Consider the following 16788-nt stretch of genomic DNA (forward strand, 5'->3'; position numbering starts at 1 on the left):
CTGGATCCCCGCCGTGCTGCCCGGCTGATGGCCGCCGACATCGTGCACCTGCCGATCGAGCTGGCGGGCGACCGGGTGCGGGTCGGTCCCCTCGTCGTCCCCGGACGCACCGCCTGCCTCGCGTGCGTGCACGCGCACCGCACCGACGCCGACCCGACGTGGCCGCTCCTGGCCGCGCAGCTGCTCGGGCGCGAGCCCACGCACACCGATCCGGCGCTTCTCGTCGAGGCGGCGGTCCTCGGCGCCCGCATGCTGCGCGGCATCGCCGTCGCCGACGCCGCCGGCGTGTCGGTGACGATCAGCTCGGACGACGTCCGGCGGGTGTGGCACGCGCATCGCCCGCATCCGGCGTGCCTGTGCCGGGCCGTCGAGGACCCGCCGATCGACCCGCCGGCGGACGGCGACCACCGGTCGCGATCGGCCCCGGACCGATCTCCTGCAGAAAGCGCGAGCGCTGGCGCTGCCGCGCGCCCGATCGCTCCGACCAGCTCAGCGACAGCGTGCGCGCAGCCCGCGTGATGCCCACGTAGGTCAGCCGCCGTTCCTCGTCGATCGCCTCGAACCCGGTCGCGTACGAGATGGGCAGCAGGCCCTCCGCCAGGCCCACGAGGTGCACGTGATCCCACTCCAGGCCCTTCGCGGCGTGGAGCGTCGCGAGCGTGACCGTCCGCAGCGAAGGCTCGTGCTGGTCGCGACCGCGGGCGAGCAGTTCGTCGGTGAAGCGCCGCAGCGTCATGTCCGCCGGCGCCTCTTCGGCGAGGCGCAGGACGGCCGCGCGCGCTTCCCAGGCGTCGCGCAGCGCTCCACCGGCCGGCGGCGGGTCGTCGGTGAGGCCGAGGGAGCGCAGCACGTCGCGGACCGCCGCGAGGAACGTCGTCTCGACGGGCGCCACCGAGGCGCCCCGCAGCGCCATCACCGCCTGGCGCACCTCCGGCAGGTCGAAGAAGCGCTTGCCGCCCAGCACGGTCGCGGCGATCCCGCGCGCGGCCAGCGCCGCCAGCAGCGGCGCGGACTGCGCGTTGGCACGGTACAGCACCGCGATCCGGTCGGGCTCGATGCCCGCCGCGATCTGCGCCGCGATCGCCGCGGCAACACCGTCGGCCTCGGCGCCGTCGTCCTCGTACGCCGTCACGACGGGGACCGGCCCCGCCCGTCGCGCCGACCGGAGCTCCAGCGCACCCGCACGCCCGCGCATGAGCGCGTTCGCGACGTCGAGGATCGCGGGATCGGAGCGGTAGTTGCGCTCCAGCCGCACGACGGTGGCGTCCTCGTACCGGTCGGCGAACTCCAACAGGTAGTGCGGGTCCGCGCCCGCGAACGAGTAGATGGTCTGGCTCGCGTCGCCGACGACACACAGATCGCGGCGATCGCCGAGCCACAGTTCCAGCAGCCGATGCTGCACGGGCGAGACGTCCTGGAACTCGTCCACCGTGAGGTGGCGGTACTGCTCGTGGACGGCGGCGGCGACACGGGGCTCGGACTCCAGCATCCCGGCGCACGCGAGCAGCACGTCCTCGAAGTCGAGCTGGCGGCGCTCGTCCTTGAGCTTCTCGTACCGGTGCTGCAGTTCCGCGAGCGCGTGCGCGTCCAGAGCCTGCGAGAGCCCCTCGGGGTGGGCCGCGGCATCCTGCTCGATCGTGCGCATCGCGACTTTGCGCCACTCGATGCGACTCGCCACATCCCGCAGGGTCGCGCCGTCCAGGCGCAGGCGCAGCGCATCGGCGGCCTGGCCGAGCACCCGCACCTTGTTGTCGATGATCGACGGTGCGGTGTCGTTCGCCAGCTGCGGCCAGAAGAAGTTCAGCTGGGCGAGCGCGGTCGCGTGGAACGTGCGCGCCGCAACGCCCTCCACGCCCAGGGCGCGTAGACGGCCGCGCATCTCCCCCGCCGCCTTGGCCGTGAACGTCACCGCCATGACCCTGCCCGGCGAGTAGGCGCCGGTGTCGACGCCGTGCGCGATGCGCCGGGTGATGACGCGCGTCTTGCCGGTGCCGGCGCCGGCGAGCACGCACACCGGTCCCCGGAGGACGGATGCCGCTTCACGCTGCTGCTCGTCGAGTCCCTCGAGCGCCCGCTCGCTCATTCCGGCATCGCCACCCAATCGGCGATGAGACGGTGCGCGATGGACGCCGTGCCCGGCAACGCGAAATCCTCCTCACCGGCGAACGCGGCGGTCAGCTCCGCGCGGGTGAACCAGCGGACGTCGACGATCTCCTCGCCGTCGGCGCGGGCGGCCTCGGGGTCGGCGGCGGTCGCGTGGAAGCCGAGCATCAGCGAACGCGGGTACGGCCACGCCTGCGAGCCGCGGTAGGCGGCGGCGCTGACGGTGACGCCGGCCTCCTCCGCCACCTCGCGCACGATCGTCGCCTCCAGCGACTCCCCCGCCTCGACGAATCCCGCGAACGTCGAGTACATGTTGCGGTCGGCCCACAGGGCGTTCTTGCCGAGCAGCAGCCGCTCCCGGTCGGGCGTCGTGACCGCGACGATCACGGCGGGATCGGTGCGGGGGAAGTGCTGCCGGCCGCACGACGGGCAGTGCCGCGACCAGCCGGCGCTGCGCACCTCGGTGCGCCCACCGCATGCCGAGCAGAATGGCGCCGCGACGAGCCAGCAGCCGAGCGCGACAGCCTCGACGAACACCCCCGCGTCGACAGCGGGCATCTCCCCGCCGACCGCGCGCAGCGCGCCCCACCCGTCGGGCGCGGCTCCCGGTGCGCCCTCACCGGGGTCGGCGCGCAGCGGCGACGGGGCCTGCGCCCCCGCCGCGGCGACGAGGAGCGCGCGGCCGGTCTCGTCGCGTCCGAGAAAGCCCCACTCCAGGCCGTCGCGGATCGCCTCGACCGCGACCGTCCGCAGGCTGCCGTCCGCCGTCAGCGGCGCGCGGTCGCCGTGGACGGCGACGACACGCGTGTCCGCATTCCCGCGCAGGCGGTCGATGAGGCCCGCCTCGGCGCGCTCGTCGGCGGCACGGTCGATGCCGGCGCGCGCCAGCGGCGGAGCCGAAGCTGCGGCATCCGGATCGGGAGACGGCGTCATCCGGGACCTTCCTCGCCGGGCGTGGCGCACACGGGGACGGGGCGCGGCACACCTACCCTGGGGGCATGGCACGCTCACCCCTCACTCTAGCCGCGTCGGTGACCTCCGCCCTGCCCCGCGTCGCCGTGGTGGGTGTGGGCCCGCTCACCGAGGGCGCCTCCGGACGCTACGACAGCGCCATCGCCGATCTCGACGACGGCCGACGCGTCGTCGTGCGGGTGCCGGTGGACGACCGCGCCGACGCCGACCTGCGCGGTGAGGCCCGCGCGCTGGCCTCGCTGACGGCGGGCGTCCGCGGCGTGCTGCCCTTCGGCGCCCCCGACGTGCTGGGTCAGACGACCGTCGACGGACGTCACACCCTCGTCCAGACCCTGCTGCCGGGCTACCGCGTCGACGCGGCGCACGTGCCCTCCGGCCGCGGCGTCGCCACGGCGCTCGGCGCCGCGATCGCCGCCGTCCACGATCTGCCGGTGACGGTGATCCGCGACGCCGGCCTGCCGATGCAGACCGCGGCGCAGGTGCGTGACGAGGCGGAGCGTCTGCTGGACCGCGCGGAGGCGACGGGCCTGCTCCCCTTCGGCCTGCTGCGCCGCTGGAGCACCGCGCTCGGCTCGGACCCCCTGTGGCGGTTCGAGACCACCGTCGTCCTGGGCGGCGTCGACCCGGCATCCTTCGTCTTCGAGGACGACGCCGACGGGGTGCCCGTCGTGACCGGCCTGCTGAGCTGGGGCGGCCTGGGCGTCGGCGACCCCGCGGTGGACCTCCGGTGGACGGCGTCGGCGCCGGCCGCACAGGCCGACGTGCTCGACGAGTACGGACACCGCTCGCATCGCGCCCCCGACGCGCTCGTCGCCGAGCGTGCGCGCCTGCACGCCGAACTCGAGTTCGCGAAGTGGCTCGTCCACGGCCACGCCACCGGCGACGAGACCGTCGTGACGGATGCCGTGGCCCTGCTCGAATCGCTCGACGAGAGCGTCCGCGACGAACCCGTCCGCGCGCGCGACGAGGTCACCGCCGACGACGCGATCGCGGCGACCGAGCGAGTCCCCGCCGGCTCGGGTGACGCGATCGACACCTCCATGCAGACCGACAGCTTCGACGCCGACACCCTCGCCGCCTTCCTCGCGGAGGAGGCCGGGGAGGAGCAGTCCGGGCAGATCGAGACCGTCCCGATCGAGCTGTCGGACTTCTCGCCGGCGCACCCGCCGACGCCGGCGCCGCGGGAGGGCACTCCGGTGGCGTCCGCGCCGGCCGGCGCTGACGAGCGCGACGCGGCATCCGCCGACGTCTCGGCGTACTCGGCGGACGAGATCGACCGCGACACCGCCGCGCAGAACGCGCTCCGCCGCTGGACCGGCACCGCCTGACCCGACGCCGCCCGGCAGGACGGGGCGACGCCTGACCCGGCGCCGCCTCAGCCGCGCAGGATGAGCCCGTCGGCGACGTAGAACAGCACGACGTCGATCTGGTCCACGGGCACGCCGTGCTTGGCGTGGTACGCCTGCCGGTACAGCTGCAGCTGCAACATCCGCTCGTCGCGCTCGGCCGCCGTGCGCGGCGCGCGCCCGGTCTTCCAGTCGACGATCTCGATGCGGTCGCCGCGGCGATAGACCGCGTCGAGCTTGCAGATGATGACGTGAGGGCGACCGTCGCCGAGCGCATCGGGCATCGCGACATCGATCTCGGTCTCGACCTCGATCGGCTGCAGGTGTGCCCACTCCGACGCGAGGAAGCGTTCCTGCAACTGCGCGAGCTCGCTCGCCTCGGGTGCCGCACCGCTGCCGGCGTCCCCCGCGGCGTCGTCGTCCCACAGCGCGTCGTCCAGCGTCGCCCCGGCCGCGACGACGCCCGCGCGCTGCTCGACCCACGCGTGGAACAGGGTGCCGAGCCGAGTCTGGCGATACGGCCGCTCCGGCAGCGGCCGCTGCAGCGCGGGCGCGGCGCCCAGGTAGTCCTTGAACCGGGATGCCGGGATGCGCACCGGCGCGTCGGGCGCCGGCGGATTCTCCCGCGCGGCGCGTTCGGCCAGGAGCAGCGCCAGCTCCGGAGTCGGCTCCGGCGGATCTGCCGCTGCCTCACGGGCGCGCCTCGCCGCCTGTTCCACGACCGCTCGCCGGCTGCCGAGCGGGTCGAGCGGCCACTGCAGCAGGCGGCGCTGCCCCTCGTAGGGGTTCTCGCCGATGTCGTCCGGTTCGGCCAGCGGCGTCTCGAGCGCGTCGGCGATCTCACGCAGGAAGGGGCTCGGGGCTCGGGAGGACTTCGTGCCCGACCAGCTGGAGCCGGTGAGCAGCAGGTGATCGCGCGCCCGCGTGACCGCGACATAGGCGAGGCGCCGTTCCTCCTCGACCTGCCGGGCGCGTCCCGCGGCGACGAACTCGGCGAGGGCGTCCTTCAGGTCCTGCTGCGTCGGCGCGTCCGCCGCGCGCCACCGCAGCGCCGGCAGCCAGGGGGCGTCGCCGCGGAACTCGTACGGCAGCACGCCGAATCCCAGCCAGCCCTGCGTGTCCTTCGCCCGCGTCGGCAGCTCGTCCGCCACGAAGCGCACGACCGCGACGGCGTCCCACTCCAGACCCTTCGAGCCGTGGATCGTGAGCAGTTGGACGACGTCGTCCTCGGGAGGCTCGGTGCGCGGTGCGAACTCGTCGAGTCGCTCGGCGTGGTCGAGCCACGCCAACAGGCTCGGCAGCGATCCGTGTTCATCGGTCGCGAGGAAACCGTGCAGCTCGTCCACGAATGCACGCAGCTGATCGCCGGCGGTGCGTGCCGGCCCGCGCGCCTCGTTCGCGGCGAGCTCGATCTCGAGCCGCAGTTCGAGCTCGATCGTGCGCACGAGCTCGGGGATCGGCAGGGTCGCCTGCCGCCGCAGCCCGGCGAACACGGCGGCGGCGTCGCGCAGGCGTTCGCGGGCGGCGGGGGTGAACCCGGTGAGCCAGCCGTGGTCGAGCGGATGCCGGGTGAAGAAGTCGAGCGCATCGATGAGCGACCCCTGCTCGTCGCCGGCCGACGTGCGCATCCGCTCGACGACCTCTGGGGCCAGCGGCTGCAGGGCGCTGTCGTGCCGCGAGATGCGCCGTGCGAGCTCCGCCAGCGCCCGGAGGTCCGCGAGCCCGATCGCCCAGCGAGGACCGGCGAGCAGCCGGATGAGCGCGGAGCCGGCGCGGGGATCGCTGATCACCCGGAGGGCGGAGACGACATCGACCACCTCGGGTGTGGACAGCAGCCCGCCGAGCCCCAGGATGCGATGCGGGATGCGGCGGCGCCCGAGCGCGTCGGCGAAGCGGACCATGTGCTTCTTGCTGCGGAAGAGCACCGCACCGGTGGTCTTCCGTCCGGCCTGTGCCCGGGCGGCGCGCGTGGCGGCGAACCATTCCGCCACACGGTCGGCCTCGGCGTCGATGTCGGACTCGAAGCCGATCTCGACCTCGCCGGCGGGCGCGCCCGGTCGCGCCCGCAGGGGCTCGACGGCGACCGGCGCCGATGCGGACAGCGGCGCCAGGATCGCTCCGGCGGCATCGAGGACGCGGGCGCTGTTGCGCCAGCTGGTCATGAGGGAGAACGACCCGGCCTCGCCGGAGGACGAGAACGCGGCCGCGAACCCGCCGAGGTTGCCCGCGCTTGCGCCGCGCCACCCGTAGATCGACTGGTGCGGATCGCCGACGGCCATGACCGCGGCATCCCGGAACGCGGCTGCCAGCAGATCGGTCTGCACGACGGAGGTGTCCTGGTACTCGTCGAGGAGCACCACCCGGTGGCGTTCGCGCAGCTCCGCCGCGACCGCCGGCTGCCCGGCCAGCACGTCGCACGCCCCCGCCACCTGGTCGGAGAAGTCGATGACGCCGCGTCGCCGCTTGCGATCGGCATACTCCCGCGCGAGGTCGGTGAGCACCGCCAGCCCTCCGACGCGGGCCGCCGCTCGGGCGATGTCGGCGTACACCCCGACACCCGCCTTCACCGAGGGGCGTTCGAGGACCCCGGCGAAGGCGTCGGGGAAGGCGGCGAGCTCGTCGAGATCGACGCGATTGTCGACCGCGTCGCGCGCGATGCGCAGCGCGCCGTCGATGATCGTCCGCAGCGCCTCCTCGCGCTGTTCCAGCCGTGCATCGTCCGACTCGAGCACGACGCGCCGCATGAGCAGCCACGCCGCGGACTCGCTGAGCACGGCGGCTTCGGGATCGCGGCCGACGCGGACGGCGTGCTCACGGACGATGGCGTCGGCGAAGCTGTTGTAGGTCGCGATGGTGGGCCGGTGCAGGAGCGCGTCGGCGTCCGGCGCCGCGTCGGCGCTCGTCGCCCCCGTCAGCGCCACGAGCTCGTCGAGGACGGCGCGGCGAGCGCTCTCGGGCGCGCGGGCCCGCTCCATCTCGACGAGCACGTCCAGCCGTCCGGCGGTGTGCAGCGCGTCGAGGTGGGGCACGAGGCCACGGCGCTCGAACTCCGCGAGGCGGTGCAGGCGCCGGTGGATGCGCTCGGCGAGCTCGCCGGCGGCCTTGCGGGTGAAGGTGAGCCCGAGGATCTCGTCGCGGCGGACGGCGCCGGTCGCGACGAGCCAGACGACGCGTCCGGCCATCGTCTCGGTCTTGCCGCTGCCGGCGCCGGCGACCACGAGCGCGGGCGCCAGGGGGGCCGCGATGACGGCCGCCTGCTCGGACGTCGGCGGGAACTGGCCGAGGGCCGCCGACAGGGCGGCGGGAGAGACCGAGACCGTCTCGATGAGGGCGGATGCCGGGGCGTTCACGAGGCGCTCACCGCCCCGATCGTGTGGATGCGGCAGAGTCCGTACGCGTAGTCGTCACGGCAGTGCTCCTCGTAGGGCGCGGCGAACGTGGTGCCGCTCATGACGTCGACGGCGGCCCGCACTCGCGCGAGGAACGCCGCGGTGGCCTCCGCATCCATCGGCGCCTGACGGGGCTCGACGTAGTCCTTCGTCGCCGCCGTCGGGCGCAGCACGAGCAGCTTCGCCCCGCCCGGGGTGAGGCCCTCCGCGGCAGGGATCGCTCCCTCCGCGAGAGCGAGCTGGTACGCCGCGAGCTGCGGATTGTCGGCGACCTTGGCGTCGGTCTGCGGTTCGCGCTTGCCGGTCTTCAGGTCGACGATGACGACCTCGCCCGCGCGGGTCCGCTCCACCCGGTCGATGTATCCGCTGACGACCGCGCCGTGCGCGCGCGGCGGATCGAGGGCGACGGGCACCTCGAAGTGCGGCTCCGCCCCGAGCAGGGCGCCGCCGTCGGCCTCGAACCGCCGCAGGTACAGGGCGAGACGTCGCACGAGGTCCCGCGCACGCTGCTGCTCCGCGCGGTCCCGCCACGGCGACTCGAAGTCCAGCTCCCCCCACCGCTCGGCCACCACCGCCCACAGCGCCGCCTCGTCGATGCCGTCGGCGTGTTCCATGGCGGCGTGCACGAGCGTCCCGAGCCCGGCGACGGCTCCCCCGGCATCCGCCCCCAGGTCGCCGATCACCCAGTCGAGCTGGCACTCCTCGAGAGCCTGCAGCCGCGACGGCGAGACCCGCACATCCTCGCGGTCGAGGTCGCGCAGCGGCGCGGTCGAGCTCGGCGGCAGAATGCCGAACCACTCCTCGGGCGCGGCACCCGGTACCCGCGCGGCGGCGAGCACGGCGAGCTGACCGGCCGCCGCGGCGATCGCGGTGTCGGGGACATCCTGGCGCGTGAGGGTGCGGCGGTGCGCGGCGACGAGACCCCGCAATGACAGCGGATGCTCGGGTCCGTGCGCCGCGGTCTCCGGCGGCGGCAGCAGTTCGAACAGCGGGCTCGGGCCGGTGTCGTCGTCGTCGACCGCGGTGACGACGAGCAGTCGGCGTGCCCGCGAGCACGCCCGCGCGAACAGGCGGAGCTCGTCGTGCAGCACATCGCGGCGCCGATCGAGGGTGCTGGCGGCGGCATCGGCTCCGCTCGCCGCGGCGGCGAGCCGCCAGGTCTGCAGCAGACTGCCCCGTGACCGCAGGTTCGGCCAGACGCCGTCCTGCACGCCCGCGACCACCACGGTGTCGAACTCGGCGCCGAGGGCTCCGGCGGGGGTGAGGATGCGAACGGCGTCGACTCCGTCACCGGCGTCGAGCCGATCCTCGGCGACGTCGGAGTCGAGCACACCGCGCAGGAACGCCAGCGCGGTGGTGCCGTCGGCCCGCTCCCCGTGACGCTTGGCCGCCTGGAACAGCGCGACGACGGCGTCGAGTTCTCGCCCGGCCTGCGCCGCGAGGGGTCCGGTGCCCGCCGCCGCAGCCGCCCAGCCGCGCTCCGCGCCGAGACCCTCCCACGCCGTCCACAGCAGCTCGTGCGCCGTCGCTCCGGTCGCCGGGTCGGCGAGCCCCCGCTCCCACTGCTCCCGCAGCCGTTCGAGCGTCCTGGCGATGCGCTCGGCCCGCCGGCCCTCGCGCGTGTCGAGCAGCGCGAAGGCGATCGGGTTCGCGAGCGCCGCGCTCAGCAGCTCCGCGCCGGTCCGTGGGGCCGCGGAGTCCTCCGCCGGCGCGGATGCCGCAGCATCCTCTCCCGCCGCATCAGCGCGGAGCGAACCCACGTCCGCGCCGTCCCCGGCGAGGTCGGCCGCGAGCGCCGCGTGCCGCAGCGCCGTGCGCAGCCGCCGGATCTCGACGGGGTCCATGCCGCCGCCGGACAGGGCGGCGATCACGTCGTCGTTCGACCATTCCGCCGCGGGTCGGGCCGCGAGCACGACGAGTCGGAGCAGGTCGGCGACGGCGCGGGTCTCGGCGAGCGGCCGCACCTGGCCCGTCGCGCGGGTCGGCACCTCCCGCGCCGCGAGCTCCGCCTCCAGCGCCGTCACCTGCCGGGTGTCGTGCGCGATGACGGCGCACGCGCGCCACGGCACGCCGTCGTGGACGTGCCGCTCCCGCAGCAGCCGCGCGATCATGTCGTGCTCCTCGCCCGCCGAACGGGCGGCCAGCGTCCGCACGCTCCGATCGGCCTCCGCGACCTCGTCGGCCGCGTCGGCGGGGAGCGGACGCCGGTGCGCGACGATGCCGACGGCACCGATCCGCGCGGTGATGCCCGCGACCAGCCGTCGCTGGGCCGGGGTGCCGCGATGGCCCTCGGGCAGCACGAACAGCGGGCTGGAGGCCGCCAGCCGCGCGAAGTTGGCCGGGCTCGCGCCGCGGAACGCGCCCGACCCGACGTCGGGGTCGCCGAACGCGAGCACGGCGACCCCGCGCGCCCGGCAGGCCTCGAGCAGCTCGACGCCGCCGAGGGTGAGCTCCTGGGCGTCGTCGACGACGATCGCGGCGAGGCGCTCGACGGCCGCGAGCGCCGGCGATCCCGCCGGCTGCGTGCGCACGAGGCCCAGCGCCTCGCGCACGAGTCCCGCCGCGTCGCGGTGCGCCCCGCGCAGCTGGTCGCGCACCGACAGATACTCCCTGGTGAAGGATGCCGCGGCCGCCCACTCCTCGACGCCGGTACGGGTGGCCAGGTGCGCGAGCCGGTCGGGCTCGATGCCCAACTGGGCGCACTCGGCGAGGAACGCGCGCAGCTCGGTGCGGAACCCGCGGGTGGCGCGCACCTGCGACGGCAGCGTCGACGGCCAGCGCCGGATGCCGTCGGCCTCATCCTCGGCGTCGCCGTCGAGCAGGTCGGCGATGAGCTGATCCTCGTCCGCGCCGGTGAGCAGCTGCGGCGGCTCGGCGCCGGTGTGCACGGCGTGCGCCCGGACGATCTGATAGGCGAACGCGGCGAGTGAGCGCGCCAGCGCGCCGGGGGTCGCGATCCCGACCGCGAGCGCCAGGCGGTCGCGCAGCGCCGTCGCGGCGGGCCGGGTGGGCGTGAGCACCACGACCTGCTCGGGCTGGAGCGGGGGCACGACGCCCACGTCGGCGGGGGCACCGCCAGGGTCCGCGGGGCGCAGCAGCGCCGCCACGCGCGCCACGACGGTCGTGGTCTTGCCCGATCCCGGAGCGCCGGCGACGACGCCGGAGGCGTCGACGGGGAGGTCGGCGACGGCGCGCTGCGCGGGGTCGAGGACGGGCTCCGCGGCGGGGGCGACGGGGGCGGCATCCATGCTCTTCACGGTAGCCGCCCGCGCCGACACCACCCCGCCGCGGGACGTTCGCGCACAGCGAGCACCGCGGCGGCCACGCGCGGCCGTGACGGCGCAGCCGTGTCGTAGAGTCGAGATGCGGCCGGCACCTCGGTCGCATCGTCTTCAGCAAAGCGAGGCAGTCACCCGTGGAGATCCGCATCGGCATCGCGAACACGCCGCGAGAGCTCAGCTTCGAGTCCGCCCAGTCGGCGGCCGACGTCACCAAGACGGTCGAGAAGGCTCTCGACTCCGAGGTCTCGTTCGTGACCTTCACCGACGTCAAGGGCAACACCTACATCGTGCCGACGGCGGGCATCACCTTCATCGAGGTCGGGACCGAGGAGTCCCGCCGCGTCGGCTTCGTCGCCTGACCCGGCCCGCGCCGACGTGGACATCCTCCTCGCCCTCATCTTCGGCGCCGCCTACGGCGGCGTGCTGCACTTCCTCATGCCCGGCCGCACCTCGCGCGGCGCCGCCCTCGCGCCGATGATCGGCGCCGTGGCCGGCGGGGCGACCTGGCTGGCGCTCACCTGGGCGGGGCTCGTGACGACCGATGCGTGGCTGTGGATCATCTCGCTCGCCGTCCCCGTCGCCGTGGTGCCCGTCGTCCTGACGGTGCTCACCCGCACGCGTGCCTCCCGCGACGCGCAGGAGCGCATCCGACTGAAGATCGCCTGACTCCCGACGCGTCAGGCGTCGAGGTTCATCGCCGCCATGCGGCGGGAATGCGCGCCGAGCAGATCGGTGAACACCGGCTCCACCTTGCGCTCCTCCGCGGCATCCAGCGTCTGCGGACGCAGCGCGCCGCGGGCGATGAGCAGCGTGTCGCCCACGAGGCGGCGGCCCCACAGCGCCAGCAGCGACTTCCACTCCTCGTCCGACGCGATCGCCTGCGCGATGATCGCGACGAGGGCCTGTCGGTCGTCGTCCTGACCGAGGATCCGTGCGACCCGGTCTCCCGTGGCGCCGTAGCTGGCCGACAGCGCGACGTAGAAATCGTCGAGCATCCCCGCCGTGATGTGCACCGACAGCATCGTCTCCAGGGGTCGCGCGCCGTGCGTCGCCCGCCGGAACGCGTCCAGCGGCTCGCGGAAGGGGAGCATGAGATCCAGCGGATCATCACCGCGCTCGCGGATCACCTCGACGAGCTCGCGGTGCTTCAGCAGCGCGGCACCGGCCGCGCGCGACAGCGACTCCTTGTGGCTGAGCTCCGGGGTCGGCGCGATGAGCGCGCTGAGGGTCTCGAAGAAACCGAGCTGGAGGTACGCCGCCTGCCCGAGGAACGTGTCGATCGACGGTGCCAGCTCGGCGAAGTCGACGCGACTGACGTCGCCGAAATCGCCGCGCGAGCGCACTTTCAACGTGCGGGCGGCGGTGCGATTGCGCTGCCAAGGCCAGGTCACCACGGCTACAGCCTACGGCCGCCGCCGCGCGCGCCGCGGCATCGGCATCCGTCCGCCGCGTTCTGCCCGCTTCCGCGGCCCCGCCGAGCGGCTCCGCTAGGCTGGTGAAGTCCCGGCGACGGATCGGGACCACCGCGCCTGTGGCTGAGTGAAGGGCGTGGACTTCTTCACCCGGCGGCTTCTCACCGCCAGACAGGCATGACAGCATGACGACTTTCGCAGAGCTCGGCGTCGACCAGGACATCGTCGAGGCCCTCGCGGCCAAGGGCATCTCCGACGCGTTCCCGATCCAGGAGCAGACGATCCCCCTGGGCCTTCCCGGCCAGGACATCATCGGCCAGGCCAAGACCGGCACCGGCAAGACCTTCGGCTTCGGCATCCCCGTCGTCCAGCGTCTCGGCCTCGACCCGGAGCCGGGCGTCAAGGCGCTCATCGTCGTCCCCACGCGCGAGCTCGCCGTGCAGGTCTACGAGGACATGGACATGCTGACCTCGAACCGCTCCACGAGCGTCGTCGCGATCTACGGCGGCAAGGCCTACGAGGGCCAGATCGACCAGCTGAAGGCGGGGGCGCAGATCGTCGTCGGCACCCCGGGCCGCCTCATCGACCTGAACAACCAGCGTCTGCTCGACCTCTCCGGCGCCATCGAGGTCGTCCTCGACGAGGCCGACAAGATGCTCGACCTCGGCTTCCTCGCCGACATCGAGAAGATCTTCCAGAAGGTCGCCCCGGTGCGTCACACGCAGCTGTTCTCGGCGACCATGCCGGGGCCGATCGTCGCGCTCGCGCGGCGGTTCATGTCGAACCCCATCCACATCCGCGCCACCGACCCCGACGAGGGCCTGACGCAGGCGAACATCCGCCACCTCGTCTACCGCGCGCACTCGCTCGACAAGGACGAGGTCATCGCCCGCATCCTGCAGGCCGAGGGTCGCGGCAAGACCGTCGTGTTCACCCGCACCAAGCGCGCCGCGCAGAAGCTCGTCGATGAGCTCAACGACCGCGGGTTCAACGCGGGCGCCGTCCACGGCGACATGAGCCAGGAGGCGCGCGAGCGCTCCATGGCGGCGTTCAAGGCCGGCAAGAAGGACGTCCTCATCGCGACGGATGTCGCCGCGCGCGGCATCGACGTCGACGACGTCACCCACGTCATCAACCACACGATCCCCGACGACGAGAAGACCTACCTGCACCGCGCGGGGCGCACCGGCCGCGCCGGCAAGACCGGCATCGCGGTGACGTTCGTCGACTGGGACGATCTGCACAAGTGGGCCCTCATCAACCGCGCGCTGGAGTTCGGCCAGCCCGAGCCCGTCGAGACCTACTCGTCGAGCCCGCACCTGTACACCGACCTCGACATCCCCGCCGGCACGAAGGGGCGCATCGCGAAGGCACCGCGCACCGAGTCGGTCCGCACGCAGCAGCCGGCGCGCGCCGCCGACGCCGCGGCCGAGGGCACCGGCGAGGGCGGCTCGCGCCGCCGGCGCCGCCGTCGCACCGGCACCGAGCAGGTCGGTGCGAGCTTCGCCGAAGGCGCGGATGCCGCGGCATCCGCCTCGGGCACGGGCGTCGCGACGGCGGAGCGCGGCGCGGACGGCGCCGGCACGCACGACGGCGCCGGCCGCGAGCACCACGACGGCAAGCCCGCCCCCGCACGCCGGCGGCGTCGCCGTCGCGGCGGTGGCGGTGGCGCCGCAGGAGCCCCGGTCGCGGGAGCCTGAGCCCCGACCGCTCATCCGACGCGGGCGAATCCGGGCGTCATCTTCCGGCAGCGGGCGCACCTGGGGTTCTCGGCTGAGCGCAAGCGGCATTCGCCGCCCTGCTTATCCGGAGAGGCTGTCTCCCGCGACCGCAAGCTCTCGGGCGGGTGGAAGGCGGTCTGGATCTTCTTCCTGATCTTCTTCCCGATCATCACCGCGCTCATCTACCTGATCGCGCGCGGTCGGGGCATGGGCGAGCGTCAGGTCGAGGCGGCGCAGCAGTACAAGGCGGCACAGGACGACGACATCAAGCAGGTCGCCGGCACGAGCCCGGCCGAGCAGATCGCCCAGGCCAAGAGCCTGCTCGACTCGGGCGCGATCTCGCAGGCCGAGTTCGACGCACTGAAGGCCAAGGCCCTGGCGTGACCGCCGGGCGCTGAGTGCCCAGCGAGCGCCCTCGTCTTTCCTCAGGGGAAGACGGGGGCGCTTCCCGTTGCGCGGTCGATGATGCGGGCGACCATGTCGTCGGCCGTCGTGCGCTCCCCCGGCAGGTTCGGCTTGCCGAGCCCGTGATAGTCGCTGGAGCCGGTGACGATGAGGCCCTCGCGGGCCACGAGCTCGCGCAGCGTCGTCAGCGCCGGCTCAACGTTCTCGCGGTGGCCCAACTCGAACCCCGCCAGGCCCGCCGCCAGCATCCGCTGGACGAGCGGTGCCGGCAGGAGGCCCGCCCGCCCCGCGGGATGGGCGATGATCGGCACGCCCCCCGCGCCCGCGATCGCCGCGACCGCGGTCACCGGATCCGGCGCGTAGAGGTCGACGTAATAGGGGCTCCCCGGGTGCAGGATGCCGGCGAACGCCTCGCCGCGATCGACGACGTGCCCCTTCGCGACGAGCGCATCCGCCAGGTGCGGCCGGCCGACCGTCGCCCCGGCGGCGGTCTGGTCCTCGATGTCCGCCCAGGACAGGTCGTAGTCGCGGCCGATGAGCTCGGCCATCGTGCGCGCGCGCGTGAGGCGGGAATGGCGGATGCGGTCGGTCAGCGCGCGCAGGTCGCCGTCATCCGGATCGAACAGGTAGCCGAGCACATGGACGCTGCGCCACTCGTAACGCGCCGACAGCTCCATGCCCGGCAGGAACGTCATGCCGAGGGATGCCGCGGCCTCCGCCGCCTCGGCCCAGCCGGACGTCGTGTCGTGATCGGTGAGCGCGGCCGTGCGCAGCCCCGCGCGGTAGGCGGCGGCCATGACGGCCGCGGGCGGCTCGGTGCCGTCGGAGTGGTCGGAGTGCAGGTGCAGGTCGCTGGGGCCGCGAAACCGTGCCCCGGTGGGCTCCTCGGAGTCGGTGTCCGTGACCATCCTCCGAGCGTACCGGCCGCCATCGGCAGGAGCCCGTGCGGACGTCGGGGTTCTTTCAGATGCGCTCCCGTAGAGTCGCTGACGTGCTGCGCCTGCTCGGAATCCTTCTCACCGTGGCCGCGGCGATCGCCGCCGCGATCGTGACGTGGCCGCAGTTCTTCCGCCTGGAGCGCAGCTACCCGTTCGCGCAGATCGTGTCGCTGCGCGGGGTCGTCGTGCTCGTGTTCGGCGCCGTGCTGGTGCTCGCGCTCATCGCGTGCCTCAGTCGCCGCACGCGCGCCTTCGCCGGCTCGATCGCCGTCATCGCACTCGTCGCCGGCGGCGTGAACGCCGGCATCCTCGTCTCCCGCGGGGTCGGCCCCGGCGCACTCCCGGCCCAGACCGAGACGAGCATCCGGGTGATGACGTGGAACACCGCCGGCGATGCCACCGACGCCCACCTCATCGCGCAGACCGCCATCGCGATGCAGGCGGACATCGTCGCCCTGCCCGAGACGACGATCGAGACCGGTGAGGCCGTCGCGATCGCGATGCGGGAGATGGGCTCGCCGATGTGGGCGCACCACGAGAACTACGGGGAGCGCGACGGCTATCCCGACTGGGCCGCGAACTCGACGACGCTGCTGATCTCCCCCGACCTCGGCGATTACGCCGTCGTGGACTCGACGGCCGACGGCACCAGCAACACCTCGTCGGTGCCCTCGCTGGTGGCCATGCCCGTCGACGGCGCCGGACCGACGATCGTCGCCGTGCACGCCGTCGCCCCGCGGCAGGCGTTCATGGCCGATTGGCGCAGCGACCTGCAGTGGGTCGCCGACCAGTGTGCCGGCGGCGACGTGATCATGGCGGGCGACTTCAACGCGACCGTCGACAACATGGCACGCCTGGGGACCGGCTCCGGCACGCTCGGCGCCTGCCACGATGCTGCGGCGCAGACCGGCACCGGCGCGCTCGGCACGTGGTCGACCGACTGGCCACGCCTCATCGGCACGCCGATCGACCACGTCATGGCCACCGACGCGTGGACGCCGGTCGGCTCGGTCGTGCTCGACTCCCTCGACGCCAGCGGCAGCGACCACCGCCCCCTCGTCGTCCAGTTCGAGCCCGCCGGTTGACCTCCCCCCGGCGCGCCCGCGCGCATCCTCCACGGGGTGCGCGCCTTCATCCGTCGCAAAGTGTCGCATCACGGGCGCGAAGCCGCAGTTTCCGCCGGATGAGCGCCGCGCTCACGCCGGCGGCGCTCGCGCGCGC

The 16788-nt window shown here is 74.1% G+C and carries 12 protein-coding genes and 1 pseudogene; 7 read left to right on the top strand and 6 right to left on the bottom strand.

The annotated features are described in order from the left end of the window. Nucleotides 1-298: 298 nt before the first annotated feature. Together ACPYN4_RS06230 and nudC are read right to left on the bottom strand one after the other, a co-directional pair. Nucleotides 299-2083: an ATP-dependent helicase gene (locus tag ACPYN4_RS06230; protein ID WP_424445908.1), complete on the bottom strand. Its 1785-nt coding sequence runs from the start codon at nucleotides 2081-2083 to the stop codon at nucleotides 299-301. Then, entirely contained in the window at nucleotides 2080-3036 is a 957-nt protein-coding gene (nudC, locus tag ACPYN4_RS06235; protein ID WP_424445909.1) for an NAD(+) diphosphatase, read from the bottom strand. Before nudC ends, ACPYN4_RS06230 begins: the two co-directional genes overlap by 4 nt. 65 nt (nucleotides 3037-3101) lie before the next feature. Here nudC and ACPYN4_RS06240 point away from each other — a divergent pair, with 65 nt between their 5' ends. Further along, nucleotides 3102-4403 carry a phosphotransferase gene (locus ACPYN4_RS06240; protein WP_424445910.1) on the top strand — a complete coding sequence of 434 codons (1302 nt, stop codon included), beginning with the start codon at nucleotides 3102-3104 and terminating at the stop codon, nucleotides 4401-4403. 47 nt (nucleotides 4404-4450) lie between these two features. On the opposite strand, the gene ACPYN4_RS06245 is transcribed toward ACPYN4_RS06240, so the two are convergent. Together ACPYN4_RS06245 and ACPYN4_RS06250 are read right to left on the bottom strand one after the other, a co-directional pair. Next, nucleotides 4451-7771, bottom strand: coding sequence for a UvrD-helicase domain-containing protein (locus tag ACPYN4_RS06245; protein WP_424445911.1), 3321 nt, complete (start codon nucleotides 7769-7771; stop codon nucleotides 4451-4453). Continuing rightward, nucleotides 7768-11058, bottom strand: a complete 3291-nt coding sequence (locus tag ACPYN4_RS06250) for an ATP-dependent helicase (protein WP_424445912.1) — start codon at nucleotides 11056-11058, stop codon at nucleotides 7768-7770. The genes ACPYN4_RS06245 and ACPYN4_RS06250 overlap by 4 nt, the downstream gene beginning before the upstream one ends. A gap of 167 nt (nucleotides 11059-11225) precedes the next feature. Here ACPYN4_RS06250 and ACPYN4_RS06255 point away from each other — a divergent pair, with 167 nt between their 5' ends. After that, a complete protein-coding gene (locus ACPYN4_RS06255; RefSeq protein WP_076690430.1) occupies nucleotides 11226-11450 on the top strand; it encodes a DUF3107 domain-containing protein in 225 nt (74 codons plus the stop codon). A 16-nt stretch (nucleotides 11451-11466) separates the two neighbouring features. Further along, the gene (locus tag ACPYN4_RS06260) at nucleotides 11467-11757 is read left to right on the top strand and encodes a hypothetical protein (RefSeq protein ID WP_287271382.1); all 291 of its coding nucleotides are present in this window, start codon (nucleotides 11467-11469) and stop codon (nucleotides 11755-11757) included. An 11-nt stretch (nucleotides 11758-11768) separates the two neighbouring features. Here the strand turns inward: ACPYN4_RS06260 and ACPYN4_RS06265 are convergent, their stop codons facing one another. Then, a complete protein-coding gene (locus ACPYN4_RS06265) occupies nucleotides 11769-12485 on the bottom strand; it encodes a ferritin-like fold-containing protein (protein ID WP_424445913.1) in 717 nt (238 codons plus the stop codon). A 203-nt stretch (nucleotides 12486-12688) separates the two neighbouring features. Between ACPYN4_RS06265 and ACPYN4_RS06270 the strand changes: the two genes are divergently transcribed. The 3 genes and pseudogenes from ACPYN4_RS06270 to ACPYN4_RS06280 all read left to right on the top strand — a co-directional run bounded on the left by ACPYN4_RS06270 (nucleotide 12689) and on the right by ACPYN4_RS06280 (nucleotide 14608). Further along, complete coding sequence (locus ACPYN4_RS06270) at nucleotides 12689-14203, top strand: DEAD/DEAH box helicase (RefSeq protein ID WP_424445914.1); 1515 nt, start codon at nucleotides 12689-12691, stop codon at nucleotides 14201-14203. Between the two features lie 60 nt (nucleotides 14204-14263). Then, a pseudogene (locus ACPYN4_RS06275) lies at nucleotides 14264-14410 on the top strand (PLDc N-terminal domain-containing protein); the annotation flags it as partial. A 21-nt stretch (nucleotides 14411-14431) separates the two neighbouring features. Beyond that, a complete protein-coding gene (locus ACPYN4_RS06280) occupies nucleotides 14432-14608 on the top strand; it encodes an SHOCT domain-containing protein (protein ID WP_424445915.1) in 177 nt (58 codons plus the stop codon). A gap of 41 nt (nucleotides 14609-14649) precedes the next feature. On the opposite strand, the gene ACPYN4_RS06285 is transcribed toward ACPYN4_RS06280, so the two are convergent. Then, nucleotides 14650-15537 carry a PHP domain-containing protein gene (locus ACPYN4_RS06285; RefSeq protein WP_424445916.1) on the bottom strand — a complete coding sequence of 296 codons (888 nt, stop codon included), beginning with the start codon at nucleotides 15535-15537 and terminating at the stop codon, nucleotides 14650-14652. Nucleotides 15538-15620: 83 nt separating this feature from the next. On the opposite strand from ACPYN4_RS06285, the gene ACPYN4_RS06290 reads away from it, so the two are divergent. Next, nucleotides 15621-16652, top strand: coding sequence for an endonuclease/exonuclease/phosphatase family protein (locus ACPYN4_RS06290; protein ID WP_424445917.1), 1032 nt, complete (start codon nucleotides 15621-15623; stop codon nucleotides 16650-16652). The last annotated feature ends 136 nt before the right edge of the window (nucleotides 16653-16788 follow it).

Source organism: Microbacterium sp. CH-015 (genome assembly GCF_049707015.1).
Classification (GTDB): domain Bacteria; phylum Actinomycetota; class Actinomycetes; order Actinomycetales; family Microbacteriaceae; genus Microbacterium; species Microbacterium aurum.